Origin of the sequence: Desulfurivibrio dismutans (genome assembly GCF_029210385.1) — a bacterium.
GTDB lineage: Bacteria > Desulfobacterota > Desulfobulbia > Desulfobulbales > Desulfurivibrionaceae > Desulfurivibrio > Desulfurivibrio dismutans.
Genome location: NZ_JARGDQ010000003.1, coordinates 192,047 through 207,373 on the forward strand (window position 1 = coordinate 192,047; position 15,327 = coordinate 207,373).

At 61.0% G+C, this 15,327-nt stretch carries 12 protein-coding genes and 1 tRNA gene; 4 read left to right on the top strand and 9 right to left on the bottom strand.

Annotated elements, in window-relative coordinates; all coding sequences use genetic code 11:
- Positions 1-17: 17 nt before the first annotated feature.
- The 9 genes from P0N66_RS04585 to rnr form a co-directional block, all read right to left on the bottom strand.
- Positions 18-1,091, bottom strand: a complete 1,074-nt coding sequence (locus tag P0N66_RS04585; RefSeq protein WP_275802818.1) for a response regulator — start codon at positions 1,089-1,091, stop codon at positions 18-20.
- Between the two features lie 20 nt (positions 1,092-1,111).
- A complete protein-coding gene (locus P0N66_RS04590; RefSeq protein WP_275802819.1) occupies positions 1,112-2,164 on the bottom strand; it encodes a histone deacetylase family protein in 1,053 nt (350 codons plus the stop codon).
- Between the two features lie 114 nt (positions 2,165-2,278).
- Positions 2,279-3,004 (bottom strand): ribonuclease HI, encoded by a 726-nt coding sequence (gene rnhA, locus P0N66_RS04595; protein ID WP_275802820.1) that lies wholly within the window; start codon positions 3,002-3,004, stop codon positions 2,279-2,281.
- 109 nt (positions 3,005-3,113) lie between these two features.
- Positions 3,114-3,785 (bottom strand): class I SAM-dependent methyltransferase, encoded by a 672-nt coding sequence (locus P0N66_RS04600; RefSeq protein WP_275802821.1) that lies wholly within the window; start codon positions 3,783-3,785, stop codon positions 3,114-3,116.
- Between the two features lie 195 nt (positions 3,786-3,980).
- Positions 3,981-4,664: a nitrous oxide reductase accessory protein NosL gene (locus P0N66_RS04605; RefSeq protein WP_275802822.1), complete on the bottom strand. Its 684-nt coding sequence runs from the start codon at positions 4,662-4,664 to the stop codon at positions 3,981-3,983.
- Positions 4,665-5,008: 344 nt separating this feature from the next.
- A complete protein-coding gene (locus tag P0N66_RS04610) occupies positions 5,009-5,236 on the bottom strand; it encodes a DUF2798 domain-containing protein (protein ID WP_275802823.1) in 228 nt (75 codons plus the stop codon).
- Between the two features lie 11 nt (positions 5,237-5,247).
- Positions 5,248-5,781, bottom strand: a complete 534-nt coding sequence (gene cobU / locus P0N66_RS04615) for a bifunctional adenosylcobinamide kinase/adenosylcobinamide-phosphate guanylyltransferase (protein WP_275802824.1) — start codon at positions 5,779-5,781, stop codon at positions 5,248-5,250.
- Positions 5,769-6,695 (bottom strand): RNA methyltransferase, encoded by a 927-nt coding sequence (locus P0N66_RS04620; RefSeq protein WP_275802825.1) that lies wholly within the window; start codon positions 6,693-6,695, stop codon positions 5,769-5,771. The genes cobU and P0N66_RS04620 overlap by 13 nt, the downstream gene beginning before the upstream one ends.
- Positions 6,696-6,700: 5 nt before the next feature.
- Positions 6,701-8,896: a ribonuclease R gene (gene rnr, locus P0N66_RS04625; RefSeq protein ID WP_275802826.1), complete on the bottom strand. Its 2,196-nt coding sequence runs from the start codon at positions 8,894-8,896 to the stop codon at positions 6,701-6,703.
- A 309-nt stretch (positions 8,897-9,205) separates the two neighbouring features.
- Here rnr and P0N66_RS04630 point away from each other — a divergent pair, with 309 nt between their 5' ends.
- The 4 genes from P0N66_RS04630 to P0N66_RS04645 all read left to right on the top strand — a co-directional run bounded on the left by P0N66_RS04630 (position 9,206) and on the right by P0N66_RS04645 (position 15,325).
- Positions 9,206-11,422: a RelA/SpoT family protein gene (locus tag P0N66_RS04630; RefSeq protein ID WP_275802827.1), complete on the top strand. Its 2,217-nt coding sequence runs from the start codon at positions 9,206-9,208 to the stop codon at positions 11,420-11,422.
- A 19-nt stretch (positions 11,423-11,441) separates the two neighbouring features.
- Positions 11,442-12,731, top strand: a complete 1,290-nt coding sequence (locus P0N66_RS04635; protein WP_275802828.1) for a mechanosensitive ion channel family protein — start codon at positions 11,442-11,444, stop codon at positions 12,729-12,731.
- Between the two features lie 86 nt (positions 12,732-12,817).
- Positions 12,818-12,894 (top strand) — tRNA-Arg (locus P0N66_RS04640).
- 388 nt (positions 12,895-13,282) lie between these two features.
- The gene (locus P0N66_RS04645; RefSeq protein ID WP_275802829.1) at positions 13,283-15,325 is read left to right on the top strand and encodes an FAD-dependent oxidoreductase; all 2,043 of its coding nucleotides are present in this window, start codon (positions 13,283-13,285) and stop codon (positions 15,323-15,325) included.
- Positions 15,326-15,327 lie beyond the last annotated feature (2 nt).

A 15,327-nucleotide genomic window follows, 5' to 3' on the forward strand; every position in this document is an offset into this window, starting at 1 on the left:
TGTTTTTTAAACTAGACTTACAACGCCGCCGAGGCGGGGTTACCCTTGCCGTTGAGCATCTCGACAAATACCTTGACCACTTCCGGATCAAACTGACTGCCGGCGCAACGGTTCATCTCCACAATCGCTTCGGCGGGGCTGAGGTTGCGTCGGTAGCTGCGCCGCGAGGTCATGGCGTCATAGCTGTCGGCTGCGGTGATAATTCTGGTCAGCAGATCAATCTCATCGCCCCCGATGCCGTCGGGATAACCTTTGCCGTCCAGGCGTTCGTGATGATGCCTTACCACCGTCAGTTCCTTGTTCATGAACGAGAGCGGGCGGAGGATATTTTCTCCGATCAGGGGATGCTTGCGCATCATCTCCCACTCTTCTTCCGACAGCGGGCCGGGCTTGCAGATATAACTGACATCGATGATCAGCTTGCCGATATCATGGACCTGGCAGGCCCGCTGCAGCACTTCCTGTTCCTCGGAGTCAACCCCCATGGCCTCGGCGATACTGACGGCATACTGGGTTACCCGGACAGTATGGCCGGCGGTATAGACATCTTTTTCCTCCAGGGCGGTCTGGAGGCTGAGCATGGTGTCCATGGTGGCTACTTCCAGGTTTTCGCCGTAGGCCTTGAGCAGGCGGTTTTTCTCTTCCAGCTCGCTGGTCTTGGCCCGGACTTCCTGTTCCAGGTTTTTCCGGTAAGCCCATTCCTGCCGCACATAGCCGCGCTTTTCCACCGCCCGTTCGATCTTGATCCGGAACAGATCCAGATCTTCAATGGGCTTGGTAATAAAATCATAAGCGCCTAAATTTATCGCCTTGACCGCATACTCCATGCTGCCGGCGCCGGTGAGAAAAATCACCGGCACACCCAATTCCCGCTGGTTGATCCGGCGTAAAACCTCAAAGCCGTCCATGCCGGGCATGTTGATATCCAGCACCACCACGTCCAGTTCCGGGGTTAACCGGGCCAACGCCTCTTCACCCCCGGCCACCGCCGTCACTTCGTAGCCAAACATGGTCAGAATTTTCTGGACCGCATCCCGCACCAGTGGATCGTCATCGGCAATCAATAATTTGGTCTTTTTTTGCACACGCATGGTCGCCTCAAAAAGCCAGATCACCCCGGAATTGTCCAGTATTTTTTTGCCATTTCCCGGGCCTGTTCCATGGCCCGGAGCGGCGGCGCGGCCTGCTGCAGGCGCTTGCGATTCGCCGCCGGCAACCGCCGGTCGCCGGCCAGCTCTCCCAGGCAGGCCAACACCCCGCGTTCCATGATGGTCAGGTCATAGCCCCCTTCCAGCACCATCGCCAACCGACCGCCGCACAACCCCTCGGCCAGTTCCACCAGCACCCCGGTCAGGTAAGCATAACCCTCTTCGCTGACCATCATGGTTCCCAGCGGATCGCCGCCATAGGTGTCGAAGCCGGCGGAAACCAGGATCAGCTCAGGCCGGTACTGTTCGGCCAAAGGCGTCAGCAGTTCGTTAAAGATGCGGGCAAAGGCGGCGTCATCCTGGCCGCCCGGCAAAGGCACATTGATGGTGTAGCCCTCACCCGCCCCCTGGCCGGTTTCGCCCAAGGCCCCACTGCCGGGAAAATAGGGATACTGGTGGGTTGAAAAAAAGAGCACCCGGTCGGTGTCGTAAAAGGCGTGCTGGGTGCCATTGCCATGGTGCAGATCCCAGTCGACAATGAGGATCCGTTCCAGACCGTGCTCCTGCATGGCATGGCGGGCGGCCACGGCGATGTTGTTAAACAGGCAGAAGCCCCGGGTTTGATCATACTCGGCATGGTGGCCTGGCGGCCGGACCAGGGCAAAGGCGTTGTCCGCCAGGCCGCCAATCACCAGATCCACCGCCGCCACCGCCGCCCCGGCGGCCAGGCAGGCCGCCTCGTAAGAGCGGGCCGAAGTGTAGGTATCGGGGTCCAGGCATTCAAAGGGGCTGCCAGCGGTTCCGGCCACCCGGGAGATATGACTGCGGGCGTGATTCAGGGCCAGGGTATCTTCATCGGCCGGGGAAAATTCGGGGAACAGAAACCGTTGCCGTTGCTGCTCCTCGGCCAGCTCCCGGTACAACCCTTCCAGGCGGCGGGACGACTCGACGTGGCCGGGTCCCGGATCATGGGCCAGAAAAACTTCGCTGTGCAATACCGCCGTCTTGCGCGCCATCCATCTCTCCTTCGGTAAACGTCCAGCAGCAACACATCTTATGGACGATCAGCCAGGCATACGCAGAGGGGGTACGCGACACCCGGCTACTGGCCCAAATCTGGCGTTAAACGTTCACGTTTTTTCATACTCCAAATCCGCCGGCAGATCCGGGCGACGGGCATTAGCCACCGCCAGCTGATCGCAGCGCTCGTTGAGCGGGTTGCCCGCATGGCCACGCACCCAGTGAAAATCCACCGTCAGTCCAGCCAGCAGGTCCAGCAGCCGCGCCCAGAGGTCGGGGTTGAGTGCCGGCCGGCCGTCACTTTTACGCCAGCCCCGCCGGCGCCAACTCTGGGCCCAACCCTTGCGGATGCCGTTGACCACATAACTGGAGTCGGAGTACAGCCGCACCGGTTTATCCCGCTGCTCCAGTTCGCTCAAGGCGACAATGCAAGCCATCAGTTCCATCCGGTTGTTGGTGGTCAGCCGGAAACCGCCAGCCAACTCCCGGCGTTGACCGTTGTACAGCTCCACCACCCCGTAACCGCCGGGGCCGGGATTACCCTGGGCGCCGCCATCGGTGTAAATGGTCACCATCCCGTCAACCGGCGCCTCCGGCTCTGCCCCGGATACGACCCGTCGCCGCGCCAGCCCCGGCAAGCGTCCCTGGCTTGGGCGACGGGACGGACCTGACGCGGCAGCCTCGGCCAGCCAAGCCCGGGCCTCGTCCCGCCTGGGAAAGCCCTTATAACGGGCGCCGGGAAAGCCCTCGACCTGGGCCCTGGCCGTGGGCCAGTCATGGTAAATCCCCGGCTCGCGGCCCACCGCCACGGCGTAAACTTTCTTTCCAGCGGTCATTATATTTACAAACGGCCTCGTATTAATCCGCCAAAGGTGGCAGTCGGCAACACAAAAAAGGCAAGGGACAATGAACAACGACTCAAAATATCGTGCTGCCGGTACGGTGTCAAGGAAAGGCGCATGCCGAGGGAGGTTTGTGCAGCAGTGCCACATCCTTTACCGGAACCTCGCAGGCCCACCCCCACTGCCTGGCAATAAAACGCAAAGTTTCGGCCCGATAAAAGACTACATGGGTGGGATCCTGGCGATAATGCCAGGCGGCGAACCGCTCATCGTCAGTCTGAAAACAGGTCATCAGCGCCAGCCACCCGCCTGGACGCAACATGGCGTCTAAACGGGAAAACTCGCCGGCCGGATCATGAAAATGCTCGATCACTTCGGTACAGGTGATAAAATCGTAGATCTGCTGCAAGACAGCCGGGTCGGGGTAAAAAAAGGGGTCATACAACGCGACCCGATGCCCAGCCTCCCGCAGCATGGCGGCCAAGGCCGGGCCGGGGCCACAACCGTAATCAAGCCCCCTGCTGCCGGGGGCCAGGCGCGGCAGCAACGGCGCAGCCAGCTTGTTTAAAAAACGGCGATAACGAGGATCAGCGGGGTCGTTGTGGTGCTGCCGGTAATGCCAGTGCTCCTCGACCGCCGCCGGCAGCTGAGCAGGATCGAGAAAACTTGCCCGGCAGACCTCACAGCGCCAGTAAGTACGGCTTCGACTGTGCAGCAGCGGGCGAGGAGTCGGGACACGGCAAACCGGGCAAAGCGGCGGGGGCGAATTATTCATCGTAGCCCCACGCTAATCGCCCGACGGCCCGCCGTCAAGGGACTGAGACAGGAAGCAGACATTACCACGGCAACCTGAAACCGGGCGCACCCTGCCATGGGGCCAATGGCCGGCAGGGGAACTTCATTGCCGGCCATTGGCCGAATCTTAAAAAACGTTCAACAGGTTATCGGGCCTGACAGTGATTGCCAAGTTCTAATGACGGCCATGGCCATGGCCGCCGCCGTGACCGTTTTTCTCCATCATCTTACGGCGCTCGGCCCTTCTTTGCCGGATCATCAACGTATCCTCGGCCTGGTCCTGGTAGGCCTGCCGCAGAGCCTGGTCGAAATCGCCCAGTTTGCCGCCGTGTTCCCGGCGCGCCGCCTGGGCCGCTTCCCTGGAAGCAAAGGCCATTTTACTGGTTCGACTCATGGTGCCCGGCAGCTCGGAACCGATCAGATAGGTGGCTTTATCCACCTCCACCAAGGGTTTGGTTTCACCGGCGGAAGAAAAGTCGGCGGCGTAGATCGCCCTGGGCCCCCGATCAATATTCAGCGACAGACTGACCGCGGCGCAGCGCAAGGAACAGGTGGCATCCACCAGGTCGTCATCATAATGAATCAGATGCCGGCTGTGATGCCACTGTGTGCGATCCATGCCGCAATAGGGGCACTTGGGGTACTTGGCCAGTTCATTTTCCAGGGGAGTGGCATCGGGTTTGGTTTTGGGCATGAACTGCATGGGGGTACCGTCGGTTGTCATGGCCCTGGCCGCCGACGGCCGCAACAGCGCCGCCCCGGCCAGGGCCGTCAAACCCATGACTTTGATGGCTTGACGGCGGTCCAGCCCGGTCGGCAGCTCTTCGTTCAGGTTTGCATCCGCCTTGATCTGTTCCATTTGCTTCCTCCTCTCTGATTGGACCACCAGGGAGCACCAACCGTCGCCCCGACAGCCGAAAACGGTAATCGTTAACCAAGGCCAATTACCGGCTGACAAACGGCCCGTAATCATTCAGCCGTACCACAGATTCGGGCAAGCAGACAGGCGCAACGTACTCTCATCAGGTAAACCTGGCTGATCGCCCAAAGGTGCGGCGCGGCTGAAGGACTACGCGCAACATGCACAACGTCGGAGTATAAGGAGGAAAAAGAGCAACCACAATGCGGCAAATTGTCGCAGTCAGGACCCCGTCAAAGTCATTATCTTTGGTGTGACGAGGCGCGAAGCCCGACAGCAACGGTTCAGTCGGTGATCCTGGCCACAATCCGCCGGGCCACCGGCAGCACCAGGAGAATAGCAGGAAAGGCCACCACGAAGGCGGTGATAAAAGCGGTCAGCCAGCGGCGGAGGAAATCGTCCACCAGGCCGAGATTGAGCAGGGTTATAACCCCGGACATCAGCAGGGACATCAGCAGCGAGGTAAAAAAGGCCAGCAGCAGGTGACTGAAGCGGGCGGGAACTTTCGACATCGATTTACTCCTTAACCGGCCAGGCCGGTTGGCTCTCCTTTCAGCACCTGGGGCAGCCCCGCCACCGTCATGATCACTCGGTCGCAACGGGCGGCCAGGCGCTGGTGCAGCCGCCCGGCTTCATCGCAGAAACGGCGGGTCAGGGCCCCCATGGGGACCACCCCCAGGCCGGTTTCATTGCCGACCATAATCAACCGGCCCTGAATATCGGGCAGCAGTGCCAGCAGGGCGGCGGTTTCAGCCGCCAGCAGATTTTCGTCTTCGGCCAGCAGCAGCCCGGTTAGCCACAGGGTCAGGCAATCCACCAGCAGACAGCGCTCCGGCGCCATGCGAGCGGCCAACACCGCCGCCAGGTCATGCTTTACCTCCACCAGTCCCCAATCGGTCGGCCGCGAAGCCTGATGATGCCGGATCCGCTCCTGCATCTCGACATCGTCGGCCCGGGCGGTGGCGAGATAGGTCACCGCCAGCCCGCTCTCCGCCGCCAGGCGCTCGGCCAGGGAACTCTTACCGGACCGGACGCCGCCTAAAATCAACTCCCGCATAGCGACTGCTCCCCGCGGCTGGCGCTTTCCCGCCCCGAGGCGCCGATGTTTTTGTCCGGCGCGCCAACAACTGCTGACTGTTTTCCGGTCGCCGAGGGAGACACCTCTCCGGAGCAGCCCGGCTCTATAGGCGGCGGCAAATCCTCGGCCGGCAGTCTCTGGGCATCATACCACAGGAACTGGCGGCAAAACCCGCGGATAACCCGGGCCTCCTTGGCCCGCAACCCCACCCGGCCCAACAGGGAACGGATATTTTTCATCCAGTAAGAGGAATCCTCGGGCCGCAGAAACCCCACTTTCTGCAACACCTGCTCGACATGTCCGTACATCGCATCCAGCTCATGCACCGTGGCCAGGGCGGGGCGACAGACAGGGCCGGCAGCGGCCAGGGCTTCATGGACCGCGGTGTGCAGTTCGTAGCTGAGTACCGCCACCGCCTGGGCCAGATTAAGGGAAGAAAAATCGGCGGTGGGAATGGTGGTGAGCTGATGACAGAGATAAAGATCCTCGTTGGTCAGCCCCCGGTCTTCCGGCCCGAACAGCAGGGCCACTCGGTTATCGGCCAGGTAGGGCACCGCTTCCCGCATGGCGGCTCGGGGCGGCGGGCACATACCCCGTCCGCGCCCCTGGCGGGCCGAGGTGGCAATAACCCGGCCAAAGGGGGCTAAAGCCGCGGCCACGGTGTCGTGGCGCTCCAGCCGGTCGATCAGTTCTGCTGCCTTGTGGGTAGCGGTTTTGAGCATCTTCTCCCGCTGGTAATCGCGGTCGCCCACCACGACCAGGCTGGAGATCCCCATGTTCATGGCGATGCGGGCGGCAGAGCCAATGTTTTCCTCGAACTTGGGTTTTTTCAGAACAATGGCGGCATTGGCCAGCATCGCCGCGGCTGCCGGTTTACTCTTGGCAATGTTCATTAACTTCACCCAGCCGGCGCCAAGGTAAAGTTAAGCCGCCGGCGACGCTGATCCACTTCGACCAGGCGGACCCGCACCGGATCGCCGATCTGGTAGATTTTGCCGTGCCGGCGGCCGATCAGGCGGTGGCTTTTCTCTTCCACCTCATAATAATCGTCCTTCATCTCGCTCAACGCAACCGCGCCACTGAGCATTATCTCAATAAGCTCGATAAAAACCCCGAAAGAACCCACCCCGGAAACCACCGCCTCGAATTCCTCGCCCACTCGGTCGGTCATGTACAGGGCGGCCAGGCGGTCGTTGACATTGCGTTCCGCGTCCACCGCCAGCCGTTCCCGCCGGGAAAGCCAGATCCCGGCCTCATCCACCGAATGACCCGGGGCCAGGCCGCCGCTGGGGCCCAAATCCGTCTTTTTGCCCCGCGGTTTGGAGGCCACTCCCAGCAGCTTGGCCAGGGCCCGGTGGACCATCAGGTCGGGATAGCGACGGATGGGCGAGGTAAAGTGGGTATAATGGGTGGCCGCCAGCCCGAAATGGCCGACGTTCTCCGGGGCATAACGGGCCTGCTGCATGGAGCGCAACAGCAGGCTGCTGACGATGTACTCCCGGGGGGTGCCCGCCGCCAGTTTCAGTGCCTTGCCGAACCAGCCCGGGCCATCGGGGTTATCGGGGACATCCAGGCCCATGGCCCGGGCGAATTCAGCAAATTCCCCCACCTTGACCGGGTCCGGATCTTCATGGATGCGGTAAAGGACCTCGGCCCCCTTGCGTTCAAGAAACTCCGCCACCGCCTCGTTGGCCGCCAGCATGCACTCTTCCACCAGCTTGTGGGCCACATTGCGTTCCGAGCGGCGGATCACATCCACCTGGCCGTCATCATCCACATGGATATCGGCTTCGGGGATCTCAAAACCGATGCTGCCCCGGGCCATCCGTACCCGGTTCAAACAGGCGGCCAACTCCTGCAGTTGCTCCAGCCCGGTCAGCACGTCCTCATAACGGCGACACAACTCCGGCTCGCGATCTTCCAGGATGGCCCGGACCTGATTGTAGGTCAGCCGGTGGCGGCTCTTGATCAGGCTGCGGTGAAATTTGGCTTTTCGGCGGCGGCCCTGGCGGTCAAAGTCAATGACGGCGGTAAAAGTGCAGCGATCCACCCCCGGCATCAGGCTGCAAAGGTTGTTGGACAGCCGTTCCGGCAGCATGGGCAAAACCCGGCCAGGGAAATAAACGCTGGTACCCCGGGCATAAGCCTCGCTGTCCAACCGGCTGCCGGGCCGCACATAGTGACTGACATCGGCGATGGAGACGTAGAGGCGAAAACCGCCGTTATCAAGGGGTTCCACCGCCACCGCGTCATCAAAGTCGCGGGCGTCTTCGCCGTCGATGGTGACGTGGGGAATGCCGCGCAGATCCTCCCGGTCTTTGGTCAGCCGCACTCCGGCCTTCAGATCCTCGGCCTCGGCCAGCAGCTCATCATCGAACTTGTGGGACAACTCAAAGGATCGAATGGCCATCTCGGTCTGAACCCGGGCGTCGGCGGGATTACCCAGCACCTCCAGCACCCGCCCCTCGGGGTTGCCCTGATCGCGGAATTTTTCGATCTCGGCATAGACCGCATCGCCATTGCGAGCACCAAGGCTACGGGCCCGTTTCACCACGATCCGGTAAGGCAGCCGTTCGTCTTCCGGCTCCACCAGGCCGGTGCTCTTGCCGGCGACATAGAAGCCCACCATCCGAGTGATACCCCGGGAGACAATCTCCACCACTTTGCCTTCGGCCCGGTCCCGGCTCTGCTTGACCACCTGTACCAGCACCTTGTCGCCATGAATGGCGCCGCCCAGCGCCGCCCCCGGCGGCAGAAAAATATCCTTTTTGAACTTGGCCGCCGCGGCGGGATCGGTCAACACGGCAAAGCCGAATCCCCGCTGATGTATGCTGACCTCCGCCTCAAAGATTTTGTCGGTCGGCGACGGTTTCCCGGCCCGGGGCCGGCTTTTCTCGACCCGGCCGGCTTTGCCGCCGGACTTGCGAAAAGCGGCCGGCGCCACCTGCTCATCATGCAAATCAGCAGGACCAGGCCCGCCAAGTCCGAAAATCGAACCGGATCGGCCAGCAACGACCTGGCGACTGCGACGATTTTGACGTTTCTGCGGCATTTTAGCGGCATGCTTGCCGCCCTGCGGTTTCCTTCTGCTCAAAATTTACTCCTCGGCTACGGTATTCATGTTGCCCCGGTGAGGCAAAAAAGTCTGTCAACTATGGTAAAATCATTTATCATGGATAACTGTGAAACTTGTCGGGGTCGCAAAAAAGCCGCGCCGCCGACTGGGCACGCTTTGTGACTGCTTGTTTTCGCGTTACCGGCCAACACGTTTGGTGGGTTTTTGCAAGCTTATCAAACTTGTCGGTGTTGCCGGGTGGGTTCGACAATGATTACACTATCCACAAACAAGCGGCATCCCACCCCAACAAGCCGCCATTGTAACCTAATTTGAGCGATTTTGCTAATGACAAAGCCAGCCATCGCCAAAACCGACAGACCCGACAAAAGCGAGCACGGCCCAGATTCTCCCGGCCGGCGCGGTACCCTATGCCCCATCGGCATTAAGGGCACGGGCTCGTTTGATATCGCCGCCCACTGCCGCCGCATGGAAGAACTGCTTGGCGACCAGGAAGGGCCGGCCCGGCTTTTCTGGCAGGCGCTGTCCTTCGCTGTCGCCGCCCACCAGGACCAGCGGCGCAAATCCGGCGAGGCCTATATCAGCCACCCCCTGCAGGTGGCCCAGATTCTGGCGGAAGAACTGGATGTCCGCGACCCTAAAATTCTAGCCGCCGCCGTCCTGCACGATACCATTGAGGACGTGCCGGAAATCACCACCGTTACCATCGGCGAGATGTTCGGCAGCGACGTCGAGGAAACGGTGGAGGCCTGCACCAAGATTGCCAGCTTTGCCGGTGACCGGCAGAATTTTTACAAGCTGGTCCACCGCAAGCTTTTCTCCGGAGCGGCCGCCCGGCTGGAGGTGATGCTGATCAAAATCGTCGACCGGCTGCACAATCTACGCACCTTGGACTCCATGCCCCGGCACAAACGGCAGAAAATCGCCGAAGAAACCCTGGACATCTATGCCCCGCTGGCCAAGGTCATGGGGCTGTACTCCATCAAGCGCGAGCTTTACAACCAGGCCCTGACCTACAAGTTCCCTCGCCAGAGCCAGAAGGTCAACGCCAAAATCAAGCGACTGGCGGCCAGCGAGGTTATGCAGGACGTCAAACGCACCCTGGAAGAGTTGTGCCGCCAGTCGTGGGTCACCGCCGATGTTCGGATTCGCCCCAAAGGTTTGTGGGCCTACTTCGATCCCGGCCACAAAGTGCTGCACAAAAGCATCCCTCACCCCATGGAGGTGGAGATCATCGCCGATGATATCCAGAACTGCTACCGCACTTTAGGCCTGATCGACCAGACCTACCCGCCAATCCCCCGCACCATCCGCGATTTTATCGCCAACCCCAAGTCCACCGGTTATCAGAGCATCCATGTGCGCTGTAACGTCAAAGGCTGGCATGTCCTGTTCAAGATCCGCACCCCGGAGATGCAGAATTCCTCCCGGGCCGGCTTGCTGCGCGGCTGGACCAGCCGGGGCAAAGGAGAAGCCGCCACCCTGACCCGCGAGGTCCGGGAAATGTTCGACCTGATGGGCAGCGACGACGGCAGTTCTTATCGAGACATGATCGCCGTAAGCAGCAGCAAAGAAATCTACACCTACACCCCTAAAGGCGCCCTGATGGTACTGCCCAAGCAGAGCATCGTGCTGGATTTTGCCTTCAAGGTACATACCGACATCGGCAAGCGCTGTGTCAGCGCCATGATCGGCGGTAAAAAAGCAGGCCCGGAAAAAGTACTCCATGACGGTGATCAGGTCAGCATTGTCACCCGCAAAGAACCGGTGCGTTTTGAACCCGGCATTCAGCAGTTGTGCCAGACCCCCAAGGCCCGGGCCGAACTGGCAAAAATGTTTCGGGAACGCCGCCTTAAGCTGGCTTTGGATGTAGGACGTTCCATTGTCCACCAGGAGTTGAAACGCTACGGGGTGCCACTGGATATCCTGGAAAGCCCCGGCATGGAAGATATTCTTGCCTATTTCCGGGAGGAGAACCGGGATGAGTTGTTGCAGGCGGTGGGCGAAGGGCGTCTGCGCCTGCAGGAACTGGTCTTTGAACTGATCGAAGGGCTTTATGCCGGTCGGCCCACCCTGCAGCCGCCCACCGGCAGCCTTAACCGGATTTTTTTAAATACCCTGGACCCGGCCTGTATCAAATTTTCCCGCTGCTGCAACCCGGTGCCCACCGACAAAGGACTTTACGCCCTGCTCAGTGAACGGGGGCTTTCCATCCACCGAAAAGAATGCCAGACCATGGCCAAGCTTAAGGTCAAGCGGGAAGACGTGGTGGAGGTGCGCTGGAGCCTCAAGGCCACCAAACTGTACAAGGCCCAGACCCTGCTGATCCTGGCCGCCCCCTCCCGCAACCGGGTTTTGATGATGCTCAGTGTGGCGCCAGAAGAGATGCAGATCACCGACATCGAACTGCTGAGCCGGCATACCAACGCCAGAACCTCGGCCTGGCAGATCCATTTCACCCTGGAAAACCTCCAGGGCCTGAAAAACCTGTTGCAGCACCTGGTCAAAACCGGCCTGCACTATGAATTCGTTTTAGAGCACTGAACCCTGGACTTATTACAAGATGCCCCAACTTCTCGAATCGTGGCTCCATGAACTCGGCCTGCCGGAATCCCTGGTGGCCGCCACCGCCTATCTGGCCGCCCTGACTTTTTTTCTGCTGATGGCCATCTTTTCATTCTGGGTGGCCCGCCACTGGCTCTCTCCCCTGCTAAAGGTTTATACCGTCAAATCCTCCTCCGACTGGGGCCGGATCCTGGCGGAGAAAAACTTTTTTCACCGGCTCTCCCACCTGCTGCCGGTATCGATTCTCTACTTCACCGTCGATGTTTTTTTTCCCGATACCGCTTCCGGTGACGTTTTCCGCCGGCTGCTGCTGATTGCCTTTGTTTTGTTGGGGCTACGCAGCCTGGATGCATTGCTGCAGGCGCTCAATCTGCTCCTTTCCCGACGCCCCCTGGCCGAGGGCAGGCCCATCAAAGGCTACACCCAGGCCATGACAATTATTATTTACATTCTGGCCGGAATCTTTATCATCGCCATCATCACTAACAAATCCCCCTGGGGCCTGCTGACCCTGATGGGCGGCCTGACCGCTGTGATCCTGCTGATATTTAAGGACACCATCCTGGGCTTTATCGCCAGTGTCCAGCTTTCCGCCCACGACATGGTAAGGGTCGGCGACTGGATTTCCATGCCCAAATACGGGGCCGACGGCGATGTGGTTGATGTCAATATCCACACCGTCAAGGTACAGAACTGGGACCGCACCTACGCCACCATCCCCACTTACGCCCTGGTGTCCGACGCCTTCACCAACTGGCGGGGGATGACCGAATCCGGCGGCCGGCGGATCAAGCGCTCGCTCTATATCGATATGAATTCCATCGGCTTCTGCACCCCGGAGATGCTGACCCAATTCACGGATATCGAACTGCTGCAGGATTATATCGCCGGCAAGGAGCGGGAGATCAACGAGTACAATGCCAACCATGTAAAAAAACCGAAGAACTGGGTCAACGGCCGCCATCAGACCAACATCGGCGTCTTTCGCGCTTATGTAACCAATTACCTGCGGCAGCACCCCAAGATTCACCAAGAGATGACCTTCCTGGTCCGTCATCTCCAGCCCACCCCCGAAGGACTGCCCCTGGAAATTTACGTCTTCAGCCGGGAACAGGCCTGGGCCGTTTACGAAGGAGTACAGGCCGACATATTTGATCATCTGATGGCGGCCCTACCCCATTTTGGCCTCCGGGTTTTCCAGTATCCCTCGGGCTTTGACCTGCGCCAAGCCGGTTTTGGCGGCAGCCCACCGGCTGCTTCGGCCAACGAACAGCAGGTTAAGCTCTAAAGCAGAGCCGCCGACCGGATTACACCAAAGAAGTTTTCCCCTTGCCCGGACGGGGCAAATAAGTTATAAGGCTCCTTTCAGTGTACGCACCCGTAGCTCAGCTGGATAGAGTGCCGGACTACGAATCCGTAGGTCGGAGGTTCGAATCCTCCCGGGTGCACCAGGAAAAAACCAAGGACCTCCGAGACAATTGCTCGGAGGTCCTTTTTTTGTTTTTTCCCCACCTTGCCGTTCCCTCCTTATCTCTTCATGATCGGCAACTTTCCACTATATGGATTTTTTTCAACCAATGAATAACCTTGACCCCAAAAGGGGCAAAGCCGGTTTTTCACCGGACCGCCCCTGGAAGTCAGGGCGTAATTGTGCTATGGTTTCCCCTTTACCCGTTGACAGACAATTTTGACAAGCGCACAAAAACTCGCCAAAGGTCTCGCCGGTAACGCTACAACAACGAACTTAAGTGCGCGCCTGCCCGGCGACGCCATCGTGACGGCGACAACGACAACCACCAGACATGTCTCTGGCCAGTTTGCATTTCCGGACTTTTGCCCATGACTTACCATCAACAGAATTTACCCGCCGGGCCGGAACCCTGGCCGCCGTGCCGGCGGGCCTGTCCGGTGCACGCCGATGTCCGCACCTATGTCAACCTCACCGGGCAGGGCCGCTACGCCGAAGCGCTGGCGGTGATTCGCCGGCGCCTGCCTTACGCGGCCGTCTGCGGGCGGATCTGTCATCATCCCTGCGAGGCCAACTGCCGACGGCGGGAAGTGGACGGGGCGGTGGCCATCCGGGAGGTTAAGCGTTTCGTCGCCGAACACCCGGCTCATGCCGACGTGTCGGTGCAGCCCGGCGCCGGAGACCGGCAGCGGGTGGCGGTGATCGGCAGCGGCCCGGCCGGGCTGACCGTCGCCCTGGAACTGGCCCGCCGGGGCTACCGGCCCACGGTGTTTGAGAAAGAACCTCGGGCCGGCGGCATTCCGGCGGTGGCCATCCCCGACTACCGGCTGCCCAAAGAGGCCCTGCAACGGGATGTTGACTGGATCCTGCGGCACGGCATCGAGCTGCAGAGTGGGGTGCAGGTCGGCCCCGACGTCACCATCAAGGAATTGCACCGGCAGGGCTTTGCGGCGGTGATCATTGCCGTGGGCCTGAGCACCAGCCGGCTGCTGCCTCTGCCCGGCGCCGACAACCCCGACGTCCATGGCGCCCTCGCTTTCTTACGGGCGGCAGCGGCTGGAAAACGGCTGGTAACCGGCCGGGAGATCCTGGTCATCGGCGGCGGCAATGTGGCCTGCGATACGGCCCGCACCGCCTTGCGACTGGGGCCGGACCGACGGGTTAAGATGCTCTGCCTGGAGAGTGAAGATGAAATGCCGGCCCTGCCGGAGGAGATCAAGGAAGCCCGCGAGGAAGGGATCGAGTTGATCACCCGCCGCGGCCCCCTGGCCGTTGAAACCACCGGGGACCGCATTACCGGCCTGCGGCATCGCCGGGTCAGCCGAGTGTTTGACGACCAGGGCCGGTTCGCGCCTGAATTTGACGACCGGGAGCAGCAGACCACCACCTGCGACACGGTGATCTTTGCCATCGGCCAGGCTGTGGAGCCCGATTTTATTAAAGGCAGCGGCCTGAAAATGGACCAGCGGGGGCGGCTGCCCTGCGACCCGGTGACCCGACAGACCGAGGTGGCATGGATCTTTGCCGCTGGCGAGGCGATTTCCCCGCCGGGCTCAGTGGTAGAGGCCTGCGCCCATGGCCGACGTACCGCCGAAACGGTGGACCAGTATCTGCGCGGGATGGCCATCACTCCGCCCATTGAACCGCCGCCGGCCATCGAGCGGCTGGAGACGGCCACGGCCAAACAGGTTTACCCGCTACCCCGGGTCGAGATGACCACCCGGGAAGCAGCACTGCGTAAAGAGGATTTTGCCCCCTATGTGGCAACCCTGAGCGAAGAGCAGGCGGTAATCGAGGCCCAGCGCTGCCTGGAGTGCGGTAACGGCGCCAGGGTAACCGCCGACCGCTGCGTCAAATGCCTCAACTGTGTCCGCTTATGCCCCTACCAGGCGCCCCGGATCAATCAGGTGGCGGTCATCAGCCGGGAGCGCTGCCTGGCCTGCGGCATCTGCTACGGCGCCTGCCCCACCGGCGCCATCCACCTGGCCAGCGGCACCCCGGAACAACTGGCCGCCGCCATCCCGGACCTGGTGGCGCAACTGAAAGGAGATGGCCCCAAAATCGTGGCCTATATCTGTGCCCGCCCCACCGACATCGCTTCCTGCCGGGAATTGGCCGACGAACCGGCCAACTGCGCCCGCGTCTGCCTGACCAGCCCCGGCCAGCTCGACGACCGCCAGTTGCTGCGCACCCTGGAAGCTGGCGCCGACGGCGTCTTGGTGGTGCTGGATCCGGAAAGTGAGGAGCGGCACCAAGGCAGCGGCCGCCGGCTGCGCCGACAGGTGGCGCGCCTGCGCCAAGACCTGATGGCCCTGGGGTTGAACCCGGAAAAAATTCAGCTGCAGGAACAGGCCGGCAACGGCGAAGCAACGAAGCTGCCGCAACAGTGCCGGCCGGCAGCCGAAAAAACGTAACC

Coding starts and splice junctions, on each gene's coding strand:
- cobU (WP_275802824.1), bottom strand. CDS start 5,781: ATGCGGGAGTTGATTTTAGGCGGCGTCCGGTCCGGTAAGAGTTCCCTG.
- P0N66_RS04635 (WP_275802828.1), top strand. CDS start 11,442: ATGCCCCAACTTCTCGAATCGTGGCTCCATGAACTCGGCCTGCCGGAA.
- P0N66_RS04610 (WP_275802823.1), bottom strand. CDS start 5,236: ATGTCGAAAGTTCCCGCCCGCTTCAGTCACCTGCTGCTGGCCTTTTTT.
- P0N66_RS04605 (WP_275802822.1), bottom strand. CDS start 4,664: ATGGAACAGATCAAGGCGGATGCAAACCTGAACGAAGAGCTGCCGACC.
- P0N66_RS04645 (WP_275802829.1), top strand. CDS start 13,283: ATGACTTACCATCAACAGAATTTACCCGCCGGGCCGGAACCCTGGCCG.
- P0N66_RS04590 (WP_275802819.1), bottom strand. CDS start 2,164: ATGGCGCGCAAGACGGCGGTATTGCACAGCGAAGTTTTTCTGGCCCAT.
- rnhA (WP_275802820.1), bottom strand. CDS start 3,004: ATGACCGCTGGAAAGAAAGTTTACGCCGTGGCGGTGGGCCGCGAGCCG.
- P0N66_RS04630 (WP_275802827.1), top strand. CDS start 9,206: ATGACAAAGCCAGCCATCGCCAAAACCGACAGACCCGACAAAAGCGAG.
- P0N66_RS04600 (WP_275802821.1), bottom strand. CDS start 3,785: ATGAATAATTCGCCCCCGCCGCTTTGCCCGGTTTGCCGTGTCCCGACT.
- P0N66_RS04620 (WP_275802825.1), bottom strand. CDS start 6,695: ATGAACATTGCCAAGAGTAAACCGGCAGCCGCGGCGATGCTGGCCAAT.
- P0N66_RS04585 (WP_275802818.1), bottom strand. CDS start 1,091: ATGCGTGTGCAAAAAAAGACCAAATTATTGATTGCCGATGACGATCCA.